At 65.3% G+C, this 21,816-nt stretch carries 23 protein-coding genes; 11 read left to right on the forward strand and 12 right to left on the reverse strand.

Annotation, left to right across the window (positions count from 1 at the left end; all coding sequences use genetic code 11):
- Positions 1-83: 83 nt before the first annotated feature.
- The 5 genes from AC3WQZ_RS23610 to AC3WQZ_RS23630 all read left to right on the forward strand — a co-directional run bounded on the left by AC3WQZ_RS23610 (position 84) and on the right by AC3WQZ_RS23630 (position 5,482).
- Complete coding sequence (locus AC3WQZ_RS23610; RefSeq protein ID WP_011616130.1) at positions 84-956, forward strand: FAD binding domain-containing protein; 873 nt, start codon at positions 84-86, stop codon at positions 954-956.
- The gene (locus tag AC3WQZ_RS23615; protein WP_010812279.1) at positions 944-1,450 is read left to right on the forward strand and encodes a (2Fe-2S)-binding protein; all 507 of its coding nucleotides are present in this window, start codon (positions 944-946) and stop codon (positions 1,448-1,450) included. Before AC3WQZ_RS23610 ends, AC3WQZ_RS23615 begins: the two co-directional genes overlap by 13 nt.
- Positions 1,450-3,738, forward strand: coding sequence for a xanthine dehydrogenase family protein molybdopterin-binding subunit (locus AC3WQZ_RS23620; protein WP_010812280.1), 2,289 nt, complete (start codon positions 1,450-1,452; stop codon positions 3,736-3,738). Before AC3WQZ_RS23615 ends, AC3WQZ_RS23620 begins: the two co-directional genes overlap by 1 nt.
- Positions 3,735-4,331 carry a UbiX family flavin prenyltransferase gene (locus AC3WQZ_RS23625; protein WP_010812281.1) on the forward strand — a complete coding sequence of 199 codons (597 nt, stop codon included), beginning with the start codon at positions 3,735-3,737 and terminating at the stop codon, positions 4,329-4,331. The genes AC3WQZ_RS23620 and AC3WQZ_RS23625 overlap by 4 nt, the downstream gene beginning before the upstream one ends.
- Positions 4,332-4,393: 62 nt before the next feature.
- The gene (locus tag AC3WQZ_RS23630) at positions 4,394-5,482 is read left to right on the forward strand and encodes a CobW family GTP-binding protein (RefSeq protein ID WP_010812282.1); all 1,089 of its coding nucleotides are present in this window, start codon (positions 4,394-4,396) and stop codon (positions 5,480-5,482) included.
- Between the two features lie 33 nt (positions 5,483-5,515).
- Here AC3WQZ_RS23630 and AC3WQZ_RS23635 read toward each other — a convergent pair whose 3' ends face one another.
- Both AC3WQZ_RS23635 and AC3WQZ_RS23640 read right to left on the reverse strand, forming a co-directional pair.
- Complete coding sequence (locus AC3WQZ_RS23635; RefSeq protein WP_010812283.1) at positions 5,516-5,992, reverse strand: MaoC family dehydratase; 477 nt, start codon at positions 5,990-5,992, stop codon at positions 5,516-5,518.
- A 54-nt stretch (positions 5,993-6,046) separates the two neighbouring features.
- Positions 6,047-7,030, reverse strand: a complete 984-nt coding sequence (locus AC3WQZ_RS23640) for a tripartite tricarboxylate transporter substrate binding protein (RefSeq protein ID WP_010812284.1) — start codon at positions 7,028-7,030, stop codon at positions 6,047-6,049.
- Positions 7,031-7,187: 157 nt separating this feature from the next.
- On the opposite strand from AC3WQZ_RS23640, the gene AC3WQZ_RS23645 reads away from it, so the two are divergent.
- The gene (locus AC3WQZ_RS23645) at positions 7,188-8,090 is read left to right on the forward strand and encodes a LysR family transcriptional regulator (RefSeq protein ID WP_439671031.1); all 903 of its coding nucleotides are present in this window, start codon (positions 7,188-7,190) and stop codon (positions 8,088-8,090) included.
- 130 nt (positions 8,091-8,220) lie between these two features.
- The gene (locus AC3WQZ_RS23650; protein WP_492301372.1) at positions 8,221-9,411 is read left to right on the forward strand and encodes a CaiB/BaiF CoA transferase family protein; all 1,191 of its coding nucleotides are present in this window, start codon (positions 8,221-8,223) and stop codon (positions 9,409-9,411) included.
- Positions 9,412-9,449: 38 nt separating this feature from the next.
- Here the strand turns inward: AC3WQZ_RS23650 and AC3WQZ_RS23655 are convergent, their stop codons facing one another.
- Positions 9,450-10,457, reverse strand: a complete 1,008-nt coding sequence (locus AC3WQZ_RS23655; protein WP_037023832.1) for an AraC family transcriptional regulator — start codon at positions 10,455-10,457, stop codon at positions 9,450-9,452.
- Positions 10,458-10,802: 345 nt separating this feature from the next.
- On the opposite strand from AC3WQZ_RS23655, the gene AC3WQZ_RS23660 reads away from it, so the two are divergent.
- The 3 genes from AC3WQZ_RS23660 to AC3WQZ_RS23670 all read left to right on the forward strand — a co-directional run bounded on the left by AC3WQZ_RS23660 (position 10,803) and on the right by AC3WQZ_RS23670 (position 14,101).
- Positions 10,803-12,152 (forward strand): nucleobase:cation symporter-2 family protein, encoded by a 1,350-nt coding sequence (locus AC3WQZ_RS23660; RefSeq protein ID WP_492301367.1) that lies wholly within the window; start codon positions 10,803-10,805, stop codon positions 12,150-12,152.
- A gap of 3 nt (positions 12,153-12,155) precedes the next feature.
- Positions 12,156-13,562 carry an amidohydrolase family protein gene (locus AC3WQZ_RS23665; protein ID WP_058698054.1) on the forward strand — a complete coding sequence of 469 codons (1,407 nt, stop codon included), beginning with the start codon at positions 12,156-12,158 and terminating at the stop codon, positions 13,560-13,562.
- A gap of 359 nt (positions 13,563-13,921) precedes the next feature.
- On the forward strand, positions 13,922-14,101 hold the full coding sequence (locus tag AC3WQZ_RS23670; protein ID WP_037023834.1) for a DUF1484 family protein: 180 nt from the start codon (positions 13,922-13,924) through the stop codon (positions 14,099-14,101).
- Positions 14,102-14,170: 69 nt separating this feature from the next.
- On the opposite strand, the gene AC3WQZ_RS23675 is transcribed toward AC3WQZ_RS23670, so the two are convergent.
- From AC3WQZ_RS23675 to AC3WQZ_RS23705, 7 genes are all read right to left on the reverse strand, one after another.
- A complete protein-coding gene (locus tag AC3WQZ_RS23675; RefSeq protein ID WP_010812291.1) occupies positions 14,171-14,593 on the reverse strand; it encodes a type II toxin-antitoxin system VapC family toxin in 423 nt (140 codons plus the stop codon).
- Positions 14,590-14,844 carry a type II toxin-antitoxin system Phd/YefM family antitoxin gene (locus AC3WQZ_RS23680; protein ID WP_010812292.1) on the reverse strand — a complete coding sequence of 85 codons (255 nt, stop codon included), beginning with the start codon at positions 14,842-14,844 and terminating at the stop codon, positions 14,590-14,592. Before AC3WQZ_RS23680 ends, AC3WQZ_RS23675 begins: the two co-directional genes overlap by 4 nt.
- A 209-nt stretch (positions 14,845-15,053) precedes the next feature.
- Positions 15,054-15,512, reverse strand: a complete 459-nt coding sequence (locus AC3WQZ_RS23685) for a DUF2846 domain-containing protein (RefSeq protein ID WP_492301369.1) — start codon at positions 15,510-15,512, stop codon at positions 15,054-15,056.
- A complete protein-coding gene (locus AC3WQZ_RS23690; protein ID WP_010812294.1) occupies positions 15,509-15,916 on the reverse strand; it encodes a hypothetical protein in 408 nt (135 codons plus the stop codon). Before AC3WQZ_RS23690 ends, AC3WQZ_RS23685 begins: the two co-directional genes overlap by 4 nt.
- A gap of 264 nt (positions 15,917-16,180) precedes the next feature.
- On the reverse strand, positions 16,181-17,185 hold the full coding sequence (locus AC3WQZ_RS23695; protein WP_492301370.1) for a Bug family tripartite tricarboxylate transporter substrate binding protein: 1,005 nt from the start codon (positions 17,183-17,185) through the stop codon (positions 16,181-16,183).
- A gap of 15 nt (positions 17,186-17,200) precedes the next feature.
- Positions 17,201-18,622, reverse strand: coding sequence for an amidase family protein (locus AC3WQZ_RS23700; protein ID WP_492301371.1), 1,422 nt, complete (start codon positions 18,620-18,622; stop codon positions 17,201-17,203).
- A gap of 106 nt (positions 18,623-18,728) precedes the next feature.
- Positions 18,729-19,463, reverse strand: a complete 735-nt coding sequence (locus AC3WQZ_RS23705; protein ID WP_231881365.1) for a FadR/GntR family transcriptional regulator — start codon at positions 19,461-19,463, stop codon at positions 18,729-18,731.
- A gap of 295 nt (positions 19,464-19,758) precedes the next feature.
- Here AC3WQZ_RS23705 and AC3WQZ_RS23710 point away from each other — a divergent pair, with 295 nt between their 5' ends.
- Complete coding sequence (locus AC3WQZ_RS23710; RefSeq protein ID WP_010812298.1) at positions 19,759-20,082, forward strand: 2TM domain-containing protein; 324 nt, start codon at positions 19,759-19,761, stop codon at positions 20,080-20,082.
- 41 nt (positions 20,083-20,123) lie between these two features.
- Here the strand turns inward: AC3WQZ_RS23710 and AC3WQZ_RS23715 are convergent, their stop codons facing one another.
- Positions 20,124-20,885, reverse strand: a complete 762-nt coding sequence (locus tag AC3WQZ_RS23715; RefSeq protein WP_010812299.1) for a LytR/AlgR family response regulator transcription factor — start codon at positions 20,883-20,885, stop codon at positions 20,124-20,126.
- 13 nt (positions 20,886-20,898) lie between these two features.
- On the reverse strand, positions 20,899-21,813 hold the full coding sequence (locus tag AC3WQZ_RS23720) for a sensor histidine kinase (protein WP_492301374.1): 915 nt from the start codon (positions 21,811-21,813) through the stop codon (positions 20,899-20,901).
- Positions 21,814-21,816 lie beyond the last annotated feature (3 nt).

Raw genomic sequence — 21,816 nt, forward strand, 5'->3', positions numbered from 1 at the left:
TGAAGCCCATCCGCCCATGATGACTTCAACGGTGCGCGCCCCACACGACAGGCAGACGCCGATGGCACAGACCAGGAGGAGCAATGAGAGCGTTTGAATATTTCGAACCGGCAACGCTGGCGGAAGCCTCGGCCATGCTGCACCGGTGCGGCGGCAAGGCCAGCGTGCTGGCCGGCGGCACGGACCTGCTGGTCCAGATCAAGGAGTCCGTGCGCAAGCCCGAGCAGGTGATCAATATCAAGAAGATCCCGGGCATGGACGTGCTGACGTTCGACCCCGTCAACGGCCTGCGCATCGGCGCGCTGGTGACCACGCGCGCGGTGGAGACCTCGGGCTTCGTGCAGCGCCATTACGCCAGCCTGGCGAAAGCCGTGACGGACTTCGCCTCGATCCAGGTGCGCCATCGCGCCACCGTGGTGGGCAACGTCTGCCGCGCGTCACCGTCGGCCGATTCGATCGCGCCGCTGGTGGCGGACGGTGCTTCGGTACACCTGTATGGCCTGTCAGGCTCGCGCGAGCTGCGCGTCGAGGACTTCGTCACCGGCGTCGGCAAGACCGCCATCGCGCCGGACGAGATCGTCACCCGCATCACCGTGCCGGCGCCGCGCCCCCACACCGGCAAGGTCTACCTCAAGCATGGCCGCCGCGTGCAGATGGAACTGGCCACCGTCGGCGTGGCGGTATCACTGACAGTCGAGAACGGCCACTGCGCCGAGGTCGGCATCGTGCTGGCAGCGGTCGGCCCGACCCCGGTACGCGCCGTGCGTGCCGAGCAGGTGCTGCGCGGCCAGCGCGTGACGGACGCCCTGGTCCTGCAGGCCGCGCACGCCGCCATGGGCGAAGCGCGCCCCATCAGCGACGTGCGCGCCAGCGAAGCCTACCGGCGGCAGATGGTCAGCGTGCTGACCCGCCGCGCCCTGGAACAAGCCCTGGAGGCCGCAACATGCGAAAGATAATCGAACTCGTCATCAACGGCGAACCGCGCGAACTGGCGGTGGAACCGCACGGCACGCTGCTCGACGCCCTGCGCAACGACGCCTGCCTGACCGGCACCAAGAAGGGCTGCGACGTGGGCGAATGCGGTTCATGCACCGTCATCATCGACGGCCAGCCGATGAATTCCTGCCTGGTGCTGGCGCCCGAAGCGCACGGCTGCCACATCACCACCATCGAAGGCGTGCAGCCCGCGCCCGACACCGTGCACCCGATCCAGGAGCAGTTCATGCAGTGCGGCGCCGCGCAGTGCGGCTTCTGCACGCCGGGCTTCGTGGTGATGGCCAAGGCGCTGCTGGACGAGAACCCGCGTCCCACGCGCGACGAAATCCGCTTTGCCATTGCCGGCAATATCTGCCGCTGCACCGGCTACACCAAGATCATCGAGGCCATCGAGAGGACCGCCGAGGCCATGGAATTCGCGGGCTGCAAGGCCCGCGCCAGCGAGGAGGCATGATGACCCACGCCGTGATCGGACACAGCGTCAAGCGCACCGACCTGCTCGACAAGGTCACCGGCAACGCCAGATACGTTGCCGACATGCCCTTCCCCGGCCTGCTGTTCGGCAAGATGAAGCGCTGCAACCTCGCGCACGCGAAAATCCACCGCATCGACACCTCGCGTGCGCTGGCATTGCCAGGCGTCAAAGCCGTGCTGACCCATGAGAACGTGCCGCGCGTGCTGCACGCCGGCTCGCCCCACCCGCGCTCCGCCTCGGTGACCTGCGACCAGTACATCCTGGACGACAAGGTGCGCTACTGGGGCGAAGGCGTCGCCGCGGTGGCCGCCATCAGCGAAGAGATCGCCGAGCGCGCGGTCGAGCTGATCGAAGTCGAGTACGAAACGCTGCCCGCCGTCTTCACCACCGAGGACGCCGAGCGCTCTGACGCCCCGCGCATCCACGACCGCGAACCCGGCGGCAACCTGGTGCTGCCGCCGGTGATCATCAAGCGCGGCGACGTCGAAGCGGGCTTTGCCGAGGCGGACTTCATCCTCGAAGGCATCTACGAAGGCGGCCGCCCCACCCCCGCCTACATGGAGCCCAACGTCTGCACCACCAGCTGGGACGGCAACGGCAACCTGACGGTGTGGATCTCCACCCAGACCGCCTTCATGGTGCGCGGCATCATGGCCGAGGTGCTGGGCCTGCCGCTGCACAAGGTGCGCGTGCTGGTCGACCACATGGGCGGCGGCTTCGGCGCCAAGCAGGACCTATTCCAGCAGGAGTTCCTGTGCGCGCTGCTGGCGCGCGAGACGCGCCGCCCGGTGCGCATGGAATACACGCGCGAGGAAACCTTCCTCGGCGGGCGCACGCGCCATCCGGCGAAGATCTGGCTCAAGCAAGGCTTCCGCAACGACGGCACCATCACCGCGCGCCAGGCCAAAGTGGTGTTCAACTCCGGCGCCTATGGCTCGCATGGCCCGGGTGTGACCAATGTCGGCACCGCCGCCATGGTCTCGCTGTACCGCTGCGACAACGTGTTGCTCGAAGGCCGCTGCGTCTACACCAACAGCCCCATCGCCGGCGCCTTCCGCGGCTATGGCGTGGTCCAGACCTATTACGCGCTCGACGTGCAGATGGACGAGGCCGCCGAGCACCTGGGCCTGGACCCCGCCGGGCTGAAGCTGAAGAACGCCGTGCGCGAAGGCGACATTGCGCCGTCCAACCATCCGCTGATCGGGCACGGCCTGGAGGCCTGCATCGAGAAAGGCATGGAACTGGTCGACTGGCCCGCGCTGCGCCGGCGCCCGCGCGACACCAACGGCCCGATCCGCACCGGCTGGGGCCTGGGCTGCGAAATGCACGGCAGCAGCGCCTATCCCGGCATCAAGGAGCAGGGCAACGCCATCATCAAGATGAATGAGGATGGCACCGTGGTGCTGCTGACCGGCGCGGCCGGGCTGGGTACCGGTGCGCATACCGCCCTCGCCCAGATCGTTGCAGAAGAACTGACCCTGCCGTTCGAAGCGGTGGCGGTCGTGCACGGCGATACCGACGTGGTGCCCTGGGACATCGGCGCCTTTGCCAGCCACACCACCTATATGGTCGGCAAGGCCGCGCAGATGGCGGCGGGCGAGATCAAGCGCCAGCTGTTCGATCGCGCGGCCAAGCTGATGGAATGCGAGCCCGAGGCCCTGACACTGACCGCCGGCGTGATCGCCGTGCGCGACCGCGACGGCCCGACCCTGACCGTGCGCGAGGCCGTGATGCCGCGCAAGGGCATCCCCGCCGCGCAGCTGGTGGGCACCGCCACCTATCACCCGACCAAGTCGTATTCATTCGCCGCGCATTTTGTCGAGGTGGCGGTCGATACCGAAACCGGCTTCATCACCGTGCAGCAGGTGTTGCCTGTGCATGACGTCGGCAAGGTGATCCACCCGGTGGCTGCCGCAGGGCAGATCGAAGGCGGCATCCAGCAAGGCATCGGCCATACGCTGTATGAGGACTACCAGATCGATATGCGCACCGGGCGCTCGCTCAACGCCAACTTCGTCGACTACAAGATGCCGCTGGCGATGGACATGCCACCCATCCACACGGTGATCCTGGAAGCGGCCCCCGACCCCGGCGGCCCGTTCGGCGCCAAGGGGGTGGGCGAGGACCCGATCGTCGCGATCGGGCCGGCGATTGCCAATGCGGTGTTCGATGCCATCGGCGTGCGCTTCCGGCACTACCCGATCAAGCCGGAGCAAGTGCTGCAGGCACTGGCTGAGAAGGCAGCGAAGGAAGGCGCCACCCCATGACCCGCAAGCAACGCCTGGTGGTGGCCATTACCGGCGCCAGCGGCGCGGTGTACGGCGTGCGCGTGCTGCAGGCACTGTCGGCACTGGACGGCTGGGAGACCCACCTGGTCTGCTCGCCGTCCGGCCTGCTGACCGCGCACCATGAACTGGGATTGCAGCGCCCGCAGCTCGAAGCCATGGCCGACGTGGTGCACAACGTGCGCGACATCGGCGCCACCATCGCCAGCGGCTCGTTCCGCTGCGACGGCATGGTAGTGGCGCCGTGCTCCATGCGCACGCTGGCCGCCATCGCCACCGGGCTTGCCGACAACCTCGTCACCCGCGCCGCCGACGTGATGCTCAAGGAGCGCCGCCGGCTGGTGCTGCTGGCGCGCGAGACGCCCTTCCACCTGGTGCACCTGCGCAACATGACCACGGTGACCGAGATGGGCGCCATCGTGGTGCCGCCGGTGCCGGCCTTCTACACACATCCGCAGTCAGTGGACGACATCGTCAACCACACCGTGGGGCGCGTGCTGGACCTGTTCGACGTGCCGCACGACGGGCTGGTGGAACGCTGGCAAGGCTTGCGCCCCAACGTGGCTACCGCCTGAAGAGAACTAGAGAACTTTCGCCCCGCGATAGCGGGGAACGCAGTACCCAATCAGGAGACAACATGAACGCACCTGCCGTCGCACAACAACCGCCCGTCCCGGTCACCATCCTTACCGGCTTCCTCGGCTCGGGCAAGACGACGCTGCTCAACCACATCCTGACGCAGAAGCACGGCCACCGCATCGCCGTGATCGAGAACGAGTTCGGCGAGGTCGATGTCGATTCCGACCTGGTGATGACCTCCGACGAAGAGATCTACCAGATGACCAACGGCTGCATCTGCTGCGTGGTCGATGTGCGCACCGACCTCGTGCGCATCCTGCAGAAGCTGCTGGAGCAGCCCGAGCGCTTCGACCATATCCTGGTCGAGACCAGCGGCCTGGCCGATCCCACGCCGGTGGCGGCCACCTTCTTCATGGACAACGAAGTCGCCAAGCAGGTCACGCTCGACGGCATCCTGACGCTGGTGGACGCGGTGCATATCGAGAGCCACCTCGATGATCCCCAACTGACCGGCTTCGACAACCAGGCCGTCGACCAGATCGTGGCGGCCGACCGCGTGATCCTCAACAAGACCGACCTGGTGAACGCCGCGCAGCTAGACAGGCTGGAGGCACGCATCCACCGCCTGAATGAGGGTGCGCAGATCCTGCGCTCAAACTTTGCGCAGGTGGACCTCGGCAAGATCCTCGGCATCGGCGGCTTTACCACGGGGACGATCCAGGCGGACGCGCACGCTGACCACCACGAACATGCGCACGACCACGACCATCACGACCACGTATGCGACGAGCATTGCGACCACGTGCACGATGACGACGCGCACGGCCACCGCCACGATCCGTCGGTGACGTCCGTATCGCTGGTGTTCGACCAGCCGTTCGACCGCCAGCGCCTGGAGCACGGCCTGAAGGCACTGCTCGCGGCGCAAGGGGACGATGTGTTCCGGATGAAGGGGATCGTGGCCGTGGAGGGCGATGACCGCCGCTACGTGCTGCAAGCCGTGCACCGGCTGATGGATTTTCATCCCGCCGATGCGTGGGGCGCGGAGGCCGCGCAAAGCAAGTTCGTATTTATCGGCCGGCACCTCGACAAGCTGCGCTTGCAGACGCTGCTGAGGGTCTGCCTGCCCGTGGCCCAGGCAGCCTGACGGTCCTGACCGGCAGCGGAGGCTGACCTCCCGTCAGTCCCCGCTGCTGCCCGGCACACGCTTGCGCAGCAAGTACCTTTGCGTACCCTCCATGACGCAGACGTCGTTCTGGTTTCGCACCTCCGACCGCATCGCCAGCACGCCGGTCGTACGACCGGGAACCAGCTCGGTGACGGTGAGGCGGCAGTACAACGTATCGCCGACATAGACAGGCGCGAGGAAGCGGCTGCTCTGCTCGATAAAGCCCTTCAGGGACTCCTCGACCATATGGGGAAACAGGCCCGCCCCCGCGGCAGTCTGGATCACGACCTGGAAGCCGTGCGCCAGCATGTGCGGCATGCCGAGAGCACGGCAGTACTCGACGTCGTAGTGAACCGGATGGTTGTCCCCGCTTGCCAGCTGGAACGCCGCGAACAGCGCGTCGGTCATGGTGCGGGACGGCAGGTTGAAGTGCTCTCCGAGTTCGAAATCCTCAAAGTAGCGTTGCGGACAAAGTTGATAGGCGTTCATGGCTTCTCCGTATTCCTGATGGTTGGTTCCGGCGCTGGCCTGCGCGGGTTTCGCTCAGTCGGCTTTCATATTCGTGGCGACGGCCACCCGCTTCCACTTCTCCAGTTCCGCGCGCAGGAACTGGTCGAGCCCCGCTGGTGTAGGCTGCGTCTCCAGCTGCAATCCGAGTTCGAAGGCTTTGCTTTGCAGGGCGGGATCGCTGAGTGCATCGCCAAGTGTCGAGACCAGCTTCTGGACAACTGCCGACGGTGTTCGGGCTGGCACGAATACCGCGTTCCAGGTGTACGCCTCATAGCCTGACACGGCTTCCGCAATCGCCGGCGTCTCCCTGGTCTGCGGCAGGCGTTTTCCCATCGACGTTCCCAGCAATCGCACCGTTCCCGCGCGCACCTGCGCCAGCCCTGTCGGTGCGCTGTCGATCATGAATTCGACATGGCCACCGATAAGATCGGCCATGGCAGGCGCGCTCCCCCGATATGGGACGTGGACCGCTTTCGTTCCTGCCGTGTAGTTCAGCAGTTCCCCGGCGAGATGCGGGGCACTGCCAACTCCGGCTGAGCCATAGTTGACCTGGCCGGGACGCGACTTCAGATAAGCGAAGAATTCCGGCAGTGTTTTCGCCGGGACGCCCTTGTTCACGACCAGCACCAGCGGCGCACGAGCCGCCAGCCCGACTGGCGCAAAGTCCTCGATCGTGCGATACGGCAGGCTGGCGTGAATGCTTGGGTTCACGGCATGCGCGACAGTGGTCAGCAGCAACGTATAGCCGTCCGGTGCCGCTTTCGCCGCGAGCTCGGTGCCGACTATCGTGCCGGCCCCCGACTTGTTCTCGACAACCACCGAGGTGTTCAGCTTGCGGCCCCAGCTTGCAGCCAGCGATCGGGCGAACGTGTCCGTCGGCCCGCCAGCGGGGTACGGAACGATGAGTCGGACAGGCCGCACCGGGTAGTCTGTCTGCGCCACTGACGGGGACGCCCAGGCCAGGAGTGTCGCGGCGCTGCCCAGCGCGCTGGCGATCCTGCGGAAGAATATAGTCATGTTGGTCTCCGATTATTTCTCGCATAGCACAGCGGTAGCTGCCGTGACGAGCCGAAATATAGAATCGGACCCTGCAAGGACACCAGTCGAAAGCTCCTGGGGTGTCGTTAGAATTCCTCTAAACATCCCCAGGAACTGTCGGGCAACGGAGACAAGCGTGCGTTTCGAACTCACCGATCTGCGAGTATTCCTCGCCATTGCGCAGGCCAAGAGCGTGACGGCAGGAGCGTCAGATATGCATTTGACGGCGCCTTCGGCCAGCTACCGCCTCAAGAACCTCGAACAGGCGATGGGCGTCCCGTTGTTCAACAGGACGCAGAAGGGCATGGCCCTGACGCCGGCGGGCGAGACGGTACAGCACTATGCCGAGGCGATCATGGAGAACGTCGAACGCTTGCAGTCGGAGATGCGGCGCCATACCGACGGCATTGAAGGGCATATCCGTGTCTACGCGAACAGCAGCACCATGGCCAGCCTGCCCGCGGCGCTTAGCCGGTTCCTGGCGGCGTACCCGAACGTCAATGTCGACCTGGAGGAGCACCTCAGCGAGGACAGCGTGCGGGCAGTGATCGAGGACCGGGCGGACGTCGGACTGGTGGCCGGCGCGATCGATATGCGGGGCCTGGAGTTCATTCGATATGGCGTCGATGAGTTGATGTTCGTGGTTCCGGCACGCCACCCGTCCGGGCTGCTCGACAAGATGTCCCTTGCACAGGCATTGGCTTACGACCTGGTATCCGTCGGCAGCAAGAGCAGCAATTTCCTCTTCCTCAATGACATGGCCGCGCGTGCCGGCATCAAGCCACGCGTTCGCGTGCATGCACCCGACTTTGCCGCGGCCATGCGTTGCGTACAGGAAGGCGCCGGCATCTCCCTCGTGCCACGTTCCGTAGCGGGTCCCCTGATTGAGCAAGGGGTGGTGGAAGGGGTCACCCTGGATGAGCCATGGGCCCGGCGCGAGCAGCGGATTGTCGTGCGGAGCCAGAAGGCGCTCCCGGCCTATACGCGGGACTTTATCCGGTATGTCGCCGAATGGGGCGCACCGGACGCTGCGCCCTAAGGGCAGGCATGCGGCCAGTTTCGAAGACTTCGAAGCCGCCTTAGGAATTCTCGACTGTTCGGGGGAAGAGGACCATTCCTATACTTTGTCGTCCGGCCCGTGTGCCGCCAGGTCCCTTCATTCTCCCTCCATGAAACCCAGCCTACGCCCCCTTGATGGCATCACCGTTCTGGCGCTTGAGCACGCTGTAGCGGCGCCCTTCGCCAGCCGCCAGCTCGCCGATCTCGGCGCCCGCGTCATCAAGGTGGAACGCCCGCTCGTTGGCGATTTCGCCCGCGACTATGACCATTCCGTGCACGGCCAGTCGTCGTTCTTTGTCTGGGCAAATCGCGGCAAGGAAAGCCTCACGCTGGATCTCAAGAAGCCCGAGGCCAAGGCGATCGTGCACAAGCTGCTCGCCGAAGCGGACGTGTTCATCCAGAACCTGGCGCCGGGAGCCGCCCAACGCATGGGACTGGACTTCGAGTCATTGCATGCTGACTATCCTGAGCTGATCGTCTGCGATATCTCAGGGTATGGTGACAGCGGGCCATACCGCGACAAGAAGGCCTATGACCTGTTGATCCAGGCCGCTGCGGGCCTGATCTCGGTAAGCGGTACGGAAGCTGCGCCGTCGCGCACCGGCATTTCCATCGCGGACATTGCCGCTGGCATGTACGCCTATACCGGCATCCTGTCCGCCTTGCTGCAACGCGCACGGACTGGCGCCGGCCTCCGGGTTGAAGTCACCATGCTCGAGGCGTTGAGCGAATGGATGTCATATCCCCTGAACTTTGCTCACTATGGCGGCACGCCGCCGGCACGCAACGGCTTTGCGCATCCGGGTATCGCCCCCTATGGCCAGTACCAGACCGGCGATGGGGCCAGCGTCATCTTCGGGCTGCAGAACGAACGGGAATGGCAGCGGTTCTGCTCCGAGGTGCTGGAGGACCCGGCCCTGGCGGCAGATGACCGCTTTAACTCCAATCTCCAACGCGTCGCCAATCGCGCGGCGCTGGACCAGGAGATCGCCAGTCATCTCCGCTCCATGACCGGGGAACAGCTGGTCAAACGTCTCGATCGCGGGGGCATTGCCAACTCGCCCCTGAACGACATGCATGATGTTTGGCAGCACGCGCAATTTGCCGCACGCAATCGCTGGCGGGAAGTCCAGACGCCGGGTGGCGCCATCCAGGCACTTCTGCCGCCGGCTACGCTGTCGGGCGTACCGGCTTCCATGGGGAATGTTCCGGCAGTCGGCGAGCACTCTGCTTCTGTCCTGAAGTCGCTCGGCATGAACGAGGCAGAGATCGAGGCACTGGTGGCGGCGGGCACGATCTGAGTGCTGAAGGTCCTGAGCAACAGGGGGCCGGCTCGCCGTCAGCCCCCCTGCTGCGCTGCCGCCCGCAAGGTCTGCGACGGCAGCTCGCCAAACTCGCGCCGGTACTCGCGCGAGAACAGGCTCAGGTGCGTAAAGCCGTGCCGCAGCGCAATCGCGCTGACCATCCCCTTCTGTTGCCGCGCCCGTTGCAGATCGGCGCGTGCGCCATGCAGGCGCAGCAGACGCAGGTACTCCATCGGCGTGGTGTTCTTGCTCTTGCGAAAACCCAGCTGCAAGGTGCGCGCCGATACGCCGCAATGTGCGGCGATCTGCTCCAGCGTCAGCGGCTGTTCAAGATTGGCGCGCAGGTAGGCGATGGCATTGCGCACATAGTCAGGCAGCACCGCCTCGAACCGGCGCGGCAGCATATTGCCGTCCGCGGCAAAGCGGTCGAGCAGCAGTGTCGACAGCACGATGCGCTCGATGCTGCCGTCCACCGCCGGCACGCCGCTGCCTTCGCGCCGCACCCGCGTTTCCGCGCGCAGGTAGCTCACCAGCGCCTGCCAGCGCGCGGCGCGGCCATCGTCCGCCACCGGCTGCATGTCGAATTCAATCGGCACCGGCGGCTCGAAGCTGAACTGCTGGCGGAACGCCTCGTCGATCAGCTGCCGGCGGATCACCACGCTGAAGCGCTCGCAGCCAGGGTCCAGCGACAACGTGGCCGGCACGGTGGGCGAGAACACAAAGGTCGCACCCGGCGGCATCAGCATCGCACCGCGCGGGGTCTCCACGCGGCACGTACCCGCCAGCACGGTCTGGATCACGAACTCATCCTTGTTCGGCTGCGGCTCGATCTGCACTGCCTGGTTGTAGGCAATGGTGACCAGCGTCAGCCGGCCGATGGTGCTGGTGTCGATACGGGCATCGAGCGCCGCATCGGCCTCCGTCGCGCGCAGCCGCGTGGGACCGAACACGCGGCCGGACAGAGACTGGATGCGGTCGAGGTCACCGCCGCGGCTGACTGGCGAGCGGGAGGCAGCAGCAGACCATCCTGCGGTGGGTGACATGGCGTTGGGAAAATGGTGGAAAGCGCCGGGAATACGTCTTCGCTTCCAGCGCATTCGGATAGCAATGAAGAAGCGCATCCATCCTATGACCACCCCCGCCCTCACGCAACCCAAGGGAAACCCCTGATGCCCCGGGCGCGCATTTTGCAAGCGCGATTGCGGCCCGGTGCCAGGGCCTTCGCAATAGCGCTATGACGGCATGCCGTGCATCACTACTGTGCAAGGCATGCGTCGGCCATGCGCCGCGCATGGCACCGTGACGGACCGAGCCCGGCAACCAACAGACCGGGCCAGCCGCCGCCGGCATGGCGCACTTTCCCCCAGCACGCGGCAGGAGACAACATCATGCAAGCAGCGGTTCACCCCGTCGACCAGGTCCTGCCGGCACGCGCCATGGCGACGCTCGGCTTCCAGCACATGCTGGTCAGTTATCTCGGTGCCATCGCCGTGCCGATGATCGTGGCCGGCGCGCTCAAGATGACGCCGTCGCAGACCACCATGCTGATCAGCACCGCGCTGTTCACCTCCGGCATCGCCACCCTGCTGCAGACCGTCGGCTTCTGGAAGTTCGGCGTGCGCCTGCCGCTGATGCAGGGCGTTGCATTCAGTTCAGTGGGCCCCGTCATCGCCATCGGCACCGATCCGTCGCTGGGCTTCAACGGCGTCTGCGGCGCCATCATCGCCGCGGGCGTAATCGCGATGTTCCTTGCGCCCATCATCGGCAAGCTCAAGCGCTTCTTCCCGCCGGTGGTTAGCGGTTGCACCATCACCGCGGTGGGCCTGTCGCTGTTCCCGGTTTCGTTTCACTGGTTTGGAGGCGGAAGGGGGGCGTCGGATTTCGGCGCCCCCATTTTTTTCATCGTTGCCTTCGGCGTGGTGGCGCTGATCCTGTTCATCAACCGGCACGGCGGCGAGCTGATCCGCAACCTGTCCGTCGTGATCGGCCTGCTGGTCGGCGGCGCGGTGGCGTGGATGCTGGGCATGGGCAGCTTCGACGAAGTTGCGCGCGCACCGTGGTTCACCATGGTGACGCCGTTTGCCTTCGGCATGCCCACCTTCAACGTGGGCGCCATCACCACCATGGTGATCGTGATGGTGGTGCAGATGGTGGAATCGATGGGCCTGTTCATCGCCGTCGGCGATATCGTCAAGCGCCCCCTGACCGAGCGCGATGCCACCCGCGGCCTGCGTGCCAACGGCCTGGCCAGCGCCATCGGCGGCATGTTCGCGGCGTTCCCGTATATCGCCTTCATGGAGAACGTGGGCCTGGTCATCGTCACCGGGGTGCGCAGCCGCTGGGTAGTGGCCACCTGCGGCGCGATGCTGTGCGCCGTGGCGCTGGTGCCCAAGATCGGCGCCCTGTTTGCCTCGATCCCGGCCGCGGCGCTGGGCGGTGCAACCATGGTCATGTTCGGCGTAGTCGTGGCCGCCGGCATCAAGACGCTGGGAGAGGTCGAATACGACCGCAATCCCAACAACCTCTCCATCGTCTCCATCACGCTCGGCTGCGCGATGATGCCCGTGATGCTGCCCGGCATGCTGGAGAAGCTGCCCGGCTTCCTGCAGCCCTTTGTCCACAGCAGCGTGATCATCGCCTGCGTGGTCTCTGTGCTGCTCAACCTGATTCTCAACGGCGTGCCCGCCCGTGAAGCCGACGAGCTGCCCGCCAGTGCCGACAACGTCCAAGGGGTCTGAAACATGGTGCAGAACACCAACGCCACCAGCGCCGCGCCCGCCGGCGGCCTTCTGATCCGCAACGCCGCCGCCGTGATGACCGGCCGCACCGGCAATGCCGCGCGAGCGGGCGCCGCCGACATCCGCATCCGCGACGGCCGCATCGCCGAGATCGGTGCAGTCCTGCCGCGCCACGACGACGAGGCTGTGCTGGACGCCACCGGTTGCGTGGTCTACCCGGGCTGGGTCAACACCCACCACCACCTGTTCCAGAACCTGCTCAAGGCCGTGCCCAGCGGCATGAACGTGGGGCTGGAGCAATGGCTGGCCTCCGTCGCCTACCCGCGCCTGGCGCGCTTCACGCCGGAGATCTTTCGTACCGCCGTGCGACTGGGCATGGCCGAACTGCTGCTGTCCGGCACCACCACCTGCGCCGATCACCACTACCTGTATCACCACGGCCATGGGGCGGAGACCGGGGACGTGCTGTTCGAGGTAGCGGAAGAGCTTGGCATGCGCCTGGTGCTGTGCCGCGGCGGCGCCATCCAGTCAGCCTCCGATCATCCGGGTATGCGCGCCACCGCGCTGGTGCCCGAGACGCTGGACGAGATGCTGGCCGATATCGAGCGACTGAAGGCGCGCTATCACGACGCTTCGGCCGATGGCCTGCGCCGCGTAGTGGTCGCACCAACGACGCCAACCTTTTCGCTGCCCCCCGCACTGCTGCGCGAGCTGGCCGCCTTCGGGCGCGGCATGGACCTGCGGCTGCATTCGCACCTGTCGGAGACCGACAACTACGTGAAGTTCTGCCGCGAGAAGTACCAGTGCACGCCGGTGCAGTTCGTGGCCGACCACGACTGGCTGGGGCCGGACGTCTGGTTCGCGCACCTGGTCACCGTGAATCCCGAAGAGATCCGAATGCTCGCCGTAACCAACACCGGCATGGCGCACTGCCCCGTCAGCAATGCGCGGCTCGGCAGCGGCATTGCGCCAGTGCGCGCGATGGCCGATGCGGGCGTGCCGATTTCACTGGGCGTGGATGGAGTGGCGTCCAATGAATCGGGCAGCATGGTGCATGAGGCCAATTTCGCGTGGCTGGTGCACCGGGCGCTGGGCGGGGCCGCGCAAACCCGCGTGGAGGAAGTCATCCACTGGGGTACCGCAGGCGGTGCGCAGGTGCTGGGGCTGCCGGGTATCGGCACGCTCGCGCCAGGGCAGTCTGCCGACCTGGCGATCTATGACGTCAGCGGGCTGCGGTTCCATGGCTTCCATGACATCGGCACTGCGCCTGTGGCGGCTGGCGAGCCTACGCCGGTGCGGGATGTGCTGGTGCGTGGGCGGCACGTGGTGCGTGATGGCGCGATCGTGGGGCTGGATCTGGAGAAGCTGCGCCGGGAGGCGCGGGAGGCATTGGCGACGCTGGTGGATTGAGGCGAGTGGTTTAGGCGTTTGGCTATTTGCTGGCGGGCGTGGCTCGGGCAGGATGCGGCGTCCGTGTAGGAATGCGAAGTGTCTTATCGAGTTGTTGGCTCTGACGCGGGAGACTGACACGGTCATCGCACACAACGGTGACCGGGTGTGGAAACCCGAATGTCAGCAGCCGAACGGTCGTCCCTGACGACCGTTCTTGCCTATACGGGCAAGCCATCTATGGCGGGCCGGATGAGGCAGCCGCAAGGCTGACCGGCAATGGCTGTGGCACCGGTTTCCACCCTCGTCGTCAGGCCCGCCGCCCTTCCCTAACGTCGTGCGGCGGACCTTCACTCAACGATAGGAGGTCCTAGTCGGAAATCGATCTATCCACGGCGCGGTACAGCCTTCAGTCAGTCTCGGCTGGTATGGATGGTGTGCTTACCCTGCTGGAACAGCAGAGTGTGCAATTCGAGGGCTGCTTTAGTGCATTTTGCTTGTTGGGGCTGGTGAAGGCGCAGCTGGAGAGTGTGTTGGCGGATGAGCTGCCTGCGTCTTAACGGGGATGGCTTCCCGGCTTGATGACTGTGACGTCGGGAAGCTCCTTGGGAAAAGACGGCGGCTCACGATCAGGCGTCCCAAGGGTTCAGGACGCTCACGCCAGTTGCCATGAAGTCGGCGACATTTTGTGTAACGACGGTCATTCCATGCACGATTGCTGTTGCGGCAATCAACGCATCCCGCTCCGATTGCCGGTCTGGTACGTGCAGCCGAGCGCAACGCAGGGCCACGGCGGTATCAATGGGCAAAACGCGGCCTGCGAATTCGGGCAATACATGGTGGTCCAGCCACGCCCGCAGCAGCGCACCTTGGCGGGCATCCCGCCGCTCGATTTGCAAGACACCGGTTTCCAGTTCCATGATGGTGACCGCCGACACAAAGAGCCAAGCTGCATCAACGCTGGCAGACCACGCTGCAACGTTTGCATCAGCCTTACCGGCTCGGACCTTGCGCAGTTCGGAAACGACATTGGTATCGAGCACGAACATCATGTGAGATCAGCGGGCCGGAATTTGATGTTGGCACGTGGGGGATTGAACTCGATGTCCTCAATGCCGGGCATCGCGAGTGCATCTGCAATATTGCGACGCTGCTGGGTGAGCCTCTGATATTCCTCGAAGCTCAACAGCACATGCGCCGGTTTGCCGCGGTCCGTGATGAAGACCGGACCGTCCTTCGTCGCCTTCTTGGCTTTTGTCACGTCCTGATTGAGTTCTCGGCTCGATAGGGTTGTGATCGTCATGATGACCCTCCTAGCAACTTCAATGTAGTTACGTTACTACAATGAAAAGGGTGGCGCAACCCTGCTTTGCCAACATCACGAGGAGGTGCCCCGCCTACGTTGATAGGCCCGCGCTGAGCCGCAAGCCATGCGGAATTCCGATGCGTCAATTGACGACGCACCGGCGTCGTCAACGCGACTCAGCCTGCAACGCGGCTGAATCAATCCGCTTACTTCGCCGCAGTCTTCACCTGGTCCCCCGTGTAGCTCAGCGACGCCAGCTCTTCCTTCGCCTTCTCCGGTGTTTCCAGCTCCAGCACCACGCGGCCCACCATCAGCCCCAGCGACGGCGAGCTGCGCACGTACTTGGTCTCGCCGGCATCCAGCACGAAGCTGAGTGTCTTCTCGGTTTCGGTCGAGGCCGCCGCGACATACTTGCCAGCCGTGCGGTCCACGAAGAAGAAACCGCCGGGCTTGGATTCGCCAACGACCTGGCTATTCAGGCGGATATCCGGCTGGATGGCCGCCCCGAACATCGACGCCGAACGCAGGAAATAAATCCGACCCTCGCCCGGCTTCAGCGTGGGCATCGATGCCGCCATCTCGGCGTGCTTCACGCCCGAAGCGCATCCCGCCAGCAGCGATGACACCACCAGTCCGGCGATCAGCATGCGCGCAACCCGTTTCATTCCGATTCTCCCAAGTTCAAAGGTACTGCTGTCGTTAGCGGGGAGTAGTTCTGCTCCCCAGGCAGATAGAAGCCCACCAGCGTCTTGTTGCGGACGACCAGGTAGGCCTCATGAACGTGGCGGCCCTCGATTGTGAGAATGGTGCCGATGGGGCGGTAGACATCGCCTTGCGGGAGGCGCCCGACCTGCGACCAGGTCGACCTGGCAGCGAGGTCTCGGGAATAGCCGGTGTCGAGCTTGACCTGCGCCGGCGCCAGAAGCTGGACGCGCTTGGCCGTGGCGGCTGGCTGCATGAGCTCCACCGTTGCCGGGGTGGTCGCGATCATCGGGGCGCAGGCGGAGAGTGCCAGGCCAAAGCCTGTGGCGAGCCACAGGCGGCGGGCGCGGAAAGAGAAGGAGGTCATGGCTGGATACGCTCGGGTGTATGGCTCGCAGCCTGAGCGGCTGCGAGCCACAGCAATTGCGCCAGTCGGCACGATGCGGCGCCATTGGCACTTTCCCTTGGCGCCGCCCAGGTTGTCTTCTGAGGCTAATTACGACACTGGGACAGACATGCTTAATACAAAGCGGCACCCTACAGGAGGAGGGTGCCGCGGGAATTCTCCAGCAAGCTGACACAAATGGAAATCGTCTCCAGCCGAGTTTGGGGTGCGGCTACGAAATTCCTCTCAATCCCCCTTGAAACCCGACGCCTTGATCACCGGCGTCCACCGTGCCGAAAGCGCGCTCGCATACCTGGCAACCTCATCAGCAGTGCCGCCCGGCAAGATGTCATAGCCAGCGCGCGCGAGCTTCTCGCGCACATCCGGCATGGCCAGCACCTTGCGCACGGCCTGATACCACTGCGTGGTCACGTCGGGCGGCGTGTTGGCGCGGACATAAAGCAGGTAGCGCGACGAGGTCACCAGGTTGGGGAAACCAGACTCCGCAAACGTAGGCACATCCGGCAAGGCATCGGCGCGCTTTTCCCCTGCCACGGCCAGCACGCGAAGCTTGCCGCCGCGATGCAGTTCGGTGAAGGTCGTGATGGCGTCCATGCCCGCCGCGACCTGGTTACCCATTATTTCCGTCACCATCGCCGCGCCACCGCGATACGGTACCAGCGTACTGCCGGTGCGCGACTGGCTGACGAACTCCACGGCAAGGAAATGCAGCAGCGAGCCAACCGTGCTGATGCCGATCGAATAGTCAGCCGGCTTGGCCCTGGCGGCCTTGACGAAGTCGGCCAGTGTCTTGATGGGTGAGCTGGCGCTGACTGCAATGCCGAACTGGACGCCCGTCACATCGGTGATCGCCGTGAAGTCGGTGGCGGGGTTGAAGCGCATATTGCTGTAGATCAGCGGCCCGATGAACATCGGATCGACAGGTGCCAGCAGCACGGTGGTGCCGTCGGCCGGGGCGTTCTTCAGCACTTCGGCCGCCACGCGCGTCCCGGCACCGGGGCGGTTGTCGACGATGACGGTACGGCCCATGGCATCTTTCAGCTTCTCGGACAGCAGGCGGCCCATGTAGTCGGCCGGCCCTCCCGGCGGAAACGGCACGATGATGCGCGATACGGACTGCCCCCATACGGCCCTGGAGAGCAGGCCACCGGTACACAGAGCGGCGGCGGTGCCGGCCAGCATGGCGCGGCGCGACAGCCGTGGGGCGTAAGCAGGTTTGCGTTCGTTCATGGGAAGCTCCTGGGTCTAGATGCCGGTTTGCAGGTCGGTGTAAGGGGTAAAACCCGCCGCGTCCTCAATGGCCTGGCCGGCGCGCAGCAACAGGTCTTCGCGGAAGCGCCATGCCATCAGCTGCACGCCGACCGGCACGCCGCCGGCCATGCCCGTCGGCACGGACAGCCCCGGCATGCCGAGCATCGCTGTTGCCAGCATGGGGCTCTGTGCGTCCAGCAAGGCCCGGTTCTCTTCGGGCGTGCGGGTATCCGCGTCTTGCACGCTCGGGCGCTGCCACGACACCGGCATCAGCACCAGCGGATACGTTTGCATGAACAGCGACCAGTTGCGTGCGATCGCCTGGCGGCGTGCCAGGGCATCGAGAAAGCCATCGCGGTCGGTCTCCTGCATCCCGTCCAGCATGTTGCGCTGGCTTTGCCGCATGGCCTCGTCGCCATGCTGGTCAACGCCTGCGATGATGTTGCGGCGGCTGTCGTCGACCGTCAGCGTGCGCCACAGCGCTGCCGCTTCCAGGAAGTCAGGCAGGCTGGCTTCTTCGACGGCGTAGCCCGCTTGCTGCAGCCATTGCCCGGCACTGTCCAGCGCCGCGCTGACCGCGGGATCGACGGGAACGCCCGGACACCGCCGGAACAGCGCCACGCGTATCGGTCCCGGCGGCAGCGGCAGTTCCAGCGGCACCGGCACCCATGCCGGGTCGCGCCCGTCATAGCGGGCCATGGCGTGGTAGCCGAGCCGCAGGTCGGCAATGCTGCGCGCAAGCGGCCCCTGCACGGACATGAGTTGTGGCGTGATGCTGCGCTCGGCAGTGGCCGACGGGTTGTACGCGGGCACCCGCCCGGTCGTCGGCCGCAAGCCGACGACACCGCAGGCATAGGCCGGATAGCGAATGGAGCCGCCGATGTCATTGCCATGCGCCAGCGCCCCCATGCCGGAAGCGACCGCGGACGCGGCACCGCCGCTGGAGCCGCCGGGGGTGATATCCGCATCCCACGGGTTCAGCGTGCGCCCGTGCAGGCCGTTGTCGGTAAACCAGCGCGAGGAATAGGTAGCCGTATTGCTGCGCCCGACGATGATGGCCCCGGCACTACGCAGGTTCGCAACCACGGGGGCATCCTCACGCGCAATGTTGTGCTTCAGCGGGATCACGCCGTTGGTGGTGGCATGGCCGGCCTGGTCGACATTGATCTTGATCGTGACCGGCACGCCATGGAGCGGCCCCAGCTCTGCGCCCTCAGCGACCTGGCGGTCCGCGGCATCCGCGCTGGCCAGCGCCTCTTCTGCCAGCACCTCCGGCAACGCATTCAGGCGAGGGTTAAGGGCATCGATGCGGGCCAGCACGCTGGCCGTGACCTCGCGGCAGGAAATCTCGCGCCGCCGCACGGCATCGGCAATATCGACAGCGCTCCAGCGCCAAAGCAATTCAGCAGGTTTCACGTCAAGGCTCCCAGGATTCAGGCAATAGGAATCCCACCCGCCGTGTCGGATGCGACGATGGCGGTTGGGTGTGCAGAAAAAAGGGGGACGCTAGCGCGTCAGGGGATCAGTCGACCGGGCTCATCAGCAAGCTCCCGCGGTCCACGCGGGATTCGGCTTCCAGGGCCAGGGATTCGGCATGCTCCATGTGCTCCTGCATCAGGGCACGCGCACGCTCCGGGTCACGCGACCGGAAGGCTTCAATCAGCGCGTTGTGGCTGTGGAAGATCTCTTCATCAAAGTCGTCGAAATCATCCTGAGCATTCCGGACCACGATGACGCGGCGGATGATGTCGTTGAGCAGGCGGCAGAACAACGCCAGCATCGGGCTGCTGCAGGCATCGGCCAGGCGGTCGTGGAACAGCAGGTCGGCCTCGCGCCGCTCGTTCCAGTCCGTGCTGCCGCCATGTTCCGGGTGGCTCAGCCCGATCAGCGCTTCGAGATCGGCGATGTCGGCATCGGTCAGGCGCAAGGCGGCGTTGGCGGCCAGCTCCGGCTCAACCGCGCGGCGCAGGGCGTACAGCGTGACGATGTCGACCGACTGGAAGTACAGGAAGTTGGACACTGCCTCCAGGCATCGCTCATAAGGCGGCTGCGTCAGCGTGGCACCGCCGTTTGGCCCCGTGCTGACCTTGACCAGCCCCTGCGCCTGCAGCGAGGCAAGCGCCTCACGCACCGTCCCGCGTGCGACGCCCATCTGTTCGATCAACGCTGCTTCCTGTGGCAGCTTGTCTCCGACCTTCTGGTGCGTCTGCACGATCCAGCGCTTGATATCGTTGACCACCTGGTCCGAACGCTTCACGCGTTTGCTGCCCTCTATCTGCGGGGTCGGCTTGGAATCCATCGCTTCGTATTTATGATCATAATTACTATGATTATGGTGAAGGACTGGGCTTTTCCTATGCGGGTATTCCCGGCGAGACGGGTCAAGAGCTGCAACAAGTCGGGGGTCATGGAGGGTCGGACCCGCCGACATTCGCGCGATCCGCGCGCCCACCGGCGAACGAAATCCGTCGATTCGGCCCTTGGGCCTGGAGCGGCGCTTTGCGATGGCCTATACCTGACGCAAGCCAACCATCTTGATCACGAGGTATCCCATGCACCACGCCTTCCCGCCCAACGACGACCCCAACGCCATGGCCTACTGGCGCGCGCGCCGCATGGTGCACGCCCTGCGCGGCTGGTACATCCACCTGCTGGTCTACGCTGTCGTCAACGGCTGGCTGTGGTTCCGCTTCTTCTACTTTCCGTCGCCGCGGTGGTCGCATTACGCCGCCACCGGCTGGCCATGGCCGCTGACCACCACCCTGGCCTGGGGCCTGGCGCTGACCGTGCATGGGTTGCTGGTATGGATGCGGCTGTCGCGCCGCGGGCGTGACTGGGAACAGCGCAAGATCCAGGAATTCATGGATCGCAAGTGAATCCCTCAGCCGGCGGCGCAGTGGCGCCCCCCCCGACCGCCTTACATCTGCCGGAAGCGGTGCATGTAGGCGCGCGATACCGGCAGTTCGGCTTCGCTGTCACGCATCCGGACAAAGAGCCGCCCTGCCTCATCGCGGCGCGTTCCGGCCACGTATTCCATGTTGACGATGGATGAGCGGTGGATCTGCCAGAACACCTCGGGATCGAGGCCGGCGATCAACTCCGCCAGCGGCGTGCGGATCAGGTGCTCGCCATCGCGGGTATGCACGACCACGTACTTGTCGTCGCTCTGGAAGTACATCACTTCCTGGATCGGCACGTGGCTGGTGGTATTGCCACGGCTGGCGCGTACCCAGCGCAACTGGCCGCCGCTTTCCGCGCGCGGCTGGGCGCGTGTGAGCTGGCTGAGTAGCTGTGCCAGTTCCGGCAAAGGCGCCGCTTCCTGCAACGCCTTGCGCAGCCGCTCGATGGTGCGGCCGAGCCGTTCCTCGCTGACCGGCTTGACCAGGTAATCGACGGCCGCGCGCTCGAACGCATCGAGCGCGAATTCATCATAGGCCGTAACGAACACCAGCCGCGTATCGGTTTCAATCCCTTGCGCCACCTCCAGGCCGGACAGGCCGGGCATCTTGATGTCGAGGAAGGCTACGCTCGGCGACAACCGTGCGATGGCGTCGGCGGCTTCGATGCCGTTGGTCGCCTCGGCAACGATCTGCAGTTCTGGCCAATGGCGTTGCAGCTTGCTGCGCAGATATGCGCGCAGGTGCTCTTCGTCGTCGGCAATCAGGGCGGTGGGCGTCATGGGCGTCTCCGTTTCAGAATGCACGCGGCAGCGGGATTTCGATCAGCACGGCAGTGCCGGGCGAGCGTTCTTCAATCCGAACGTGGGCGTCACCGTCATACAGCACGGCCAGCCGTTCACGCAGGTTAGAAAGCCCGACGCCGGCGCCGGCCGAGGGACGAAAGCCCATGCCATCGTCCTCGATGGTCGCCAGCATGCGCGGGCCGCGCCGCTCCAGCCGGACCAGCAGCCGCCCGCCTTCGATCTTGGGCTCCAGCCCATGCTTGATCGCATTCTCGACCACTGGCTGCAGTAGCATCGGCGCCAGCGGCATCGATTCGAGTTCGGGGTCGACATCGACCGAGTAGTGCAGCCGGTCCCCCATGCGGATCCGGATCAGCGCCAGATAGTCACGCAGCAGCTTGGCCTCCTGCGCTACCGTGCCTTGCGTGGCGCGGCTGGCTGCAAGCGATGCGCGCAGGTACGCGATGAAATGCTCCAGCATCAGCGTGGCCTTCTGCGGCGCGGGCTCGATCAGGCTGACCACGTTGGCCAGGGTGTTGAACAGGAAGTGCGGTTCGATCTGGGCCTGCAGCAGGCGCATGCGGGCTTCGACCAGCTGCTTCTCCGTCGACAGCGTGCGCACCTGTTCCTGCGCCATGTATTGCGCGATCTTGCGCTCTTCCCACTGCCGCCCGAGCAGGCCGACGCGACTCCACGTCAGCACGCCGTGTATCGCCAGGCCGATGCCCCAGCCCATGAGCGGCCCACCAGACCACGGCCGATGCGGCGATCCCACCAGATGGAAGCCGATCAGCAATGCATTGACCGCCACGTAGACCATGGCGTGCATATAGAAGAAACGCAGCGCGCGCACGCGGCGGCGGGCGTCTTCAAAGGCGCGCTGCTCGGGGGCGGATCGCCAGATGCGGGAGTCTGGGGGGTGCACGTG

This window comes from Cupriavidus sp. FW305-26, from assembly GCF_058787975.1.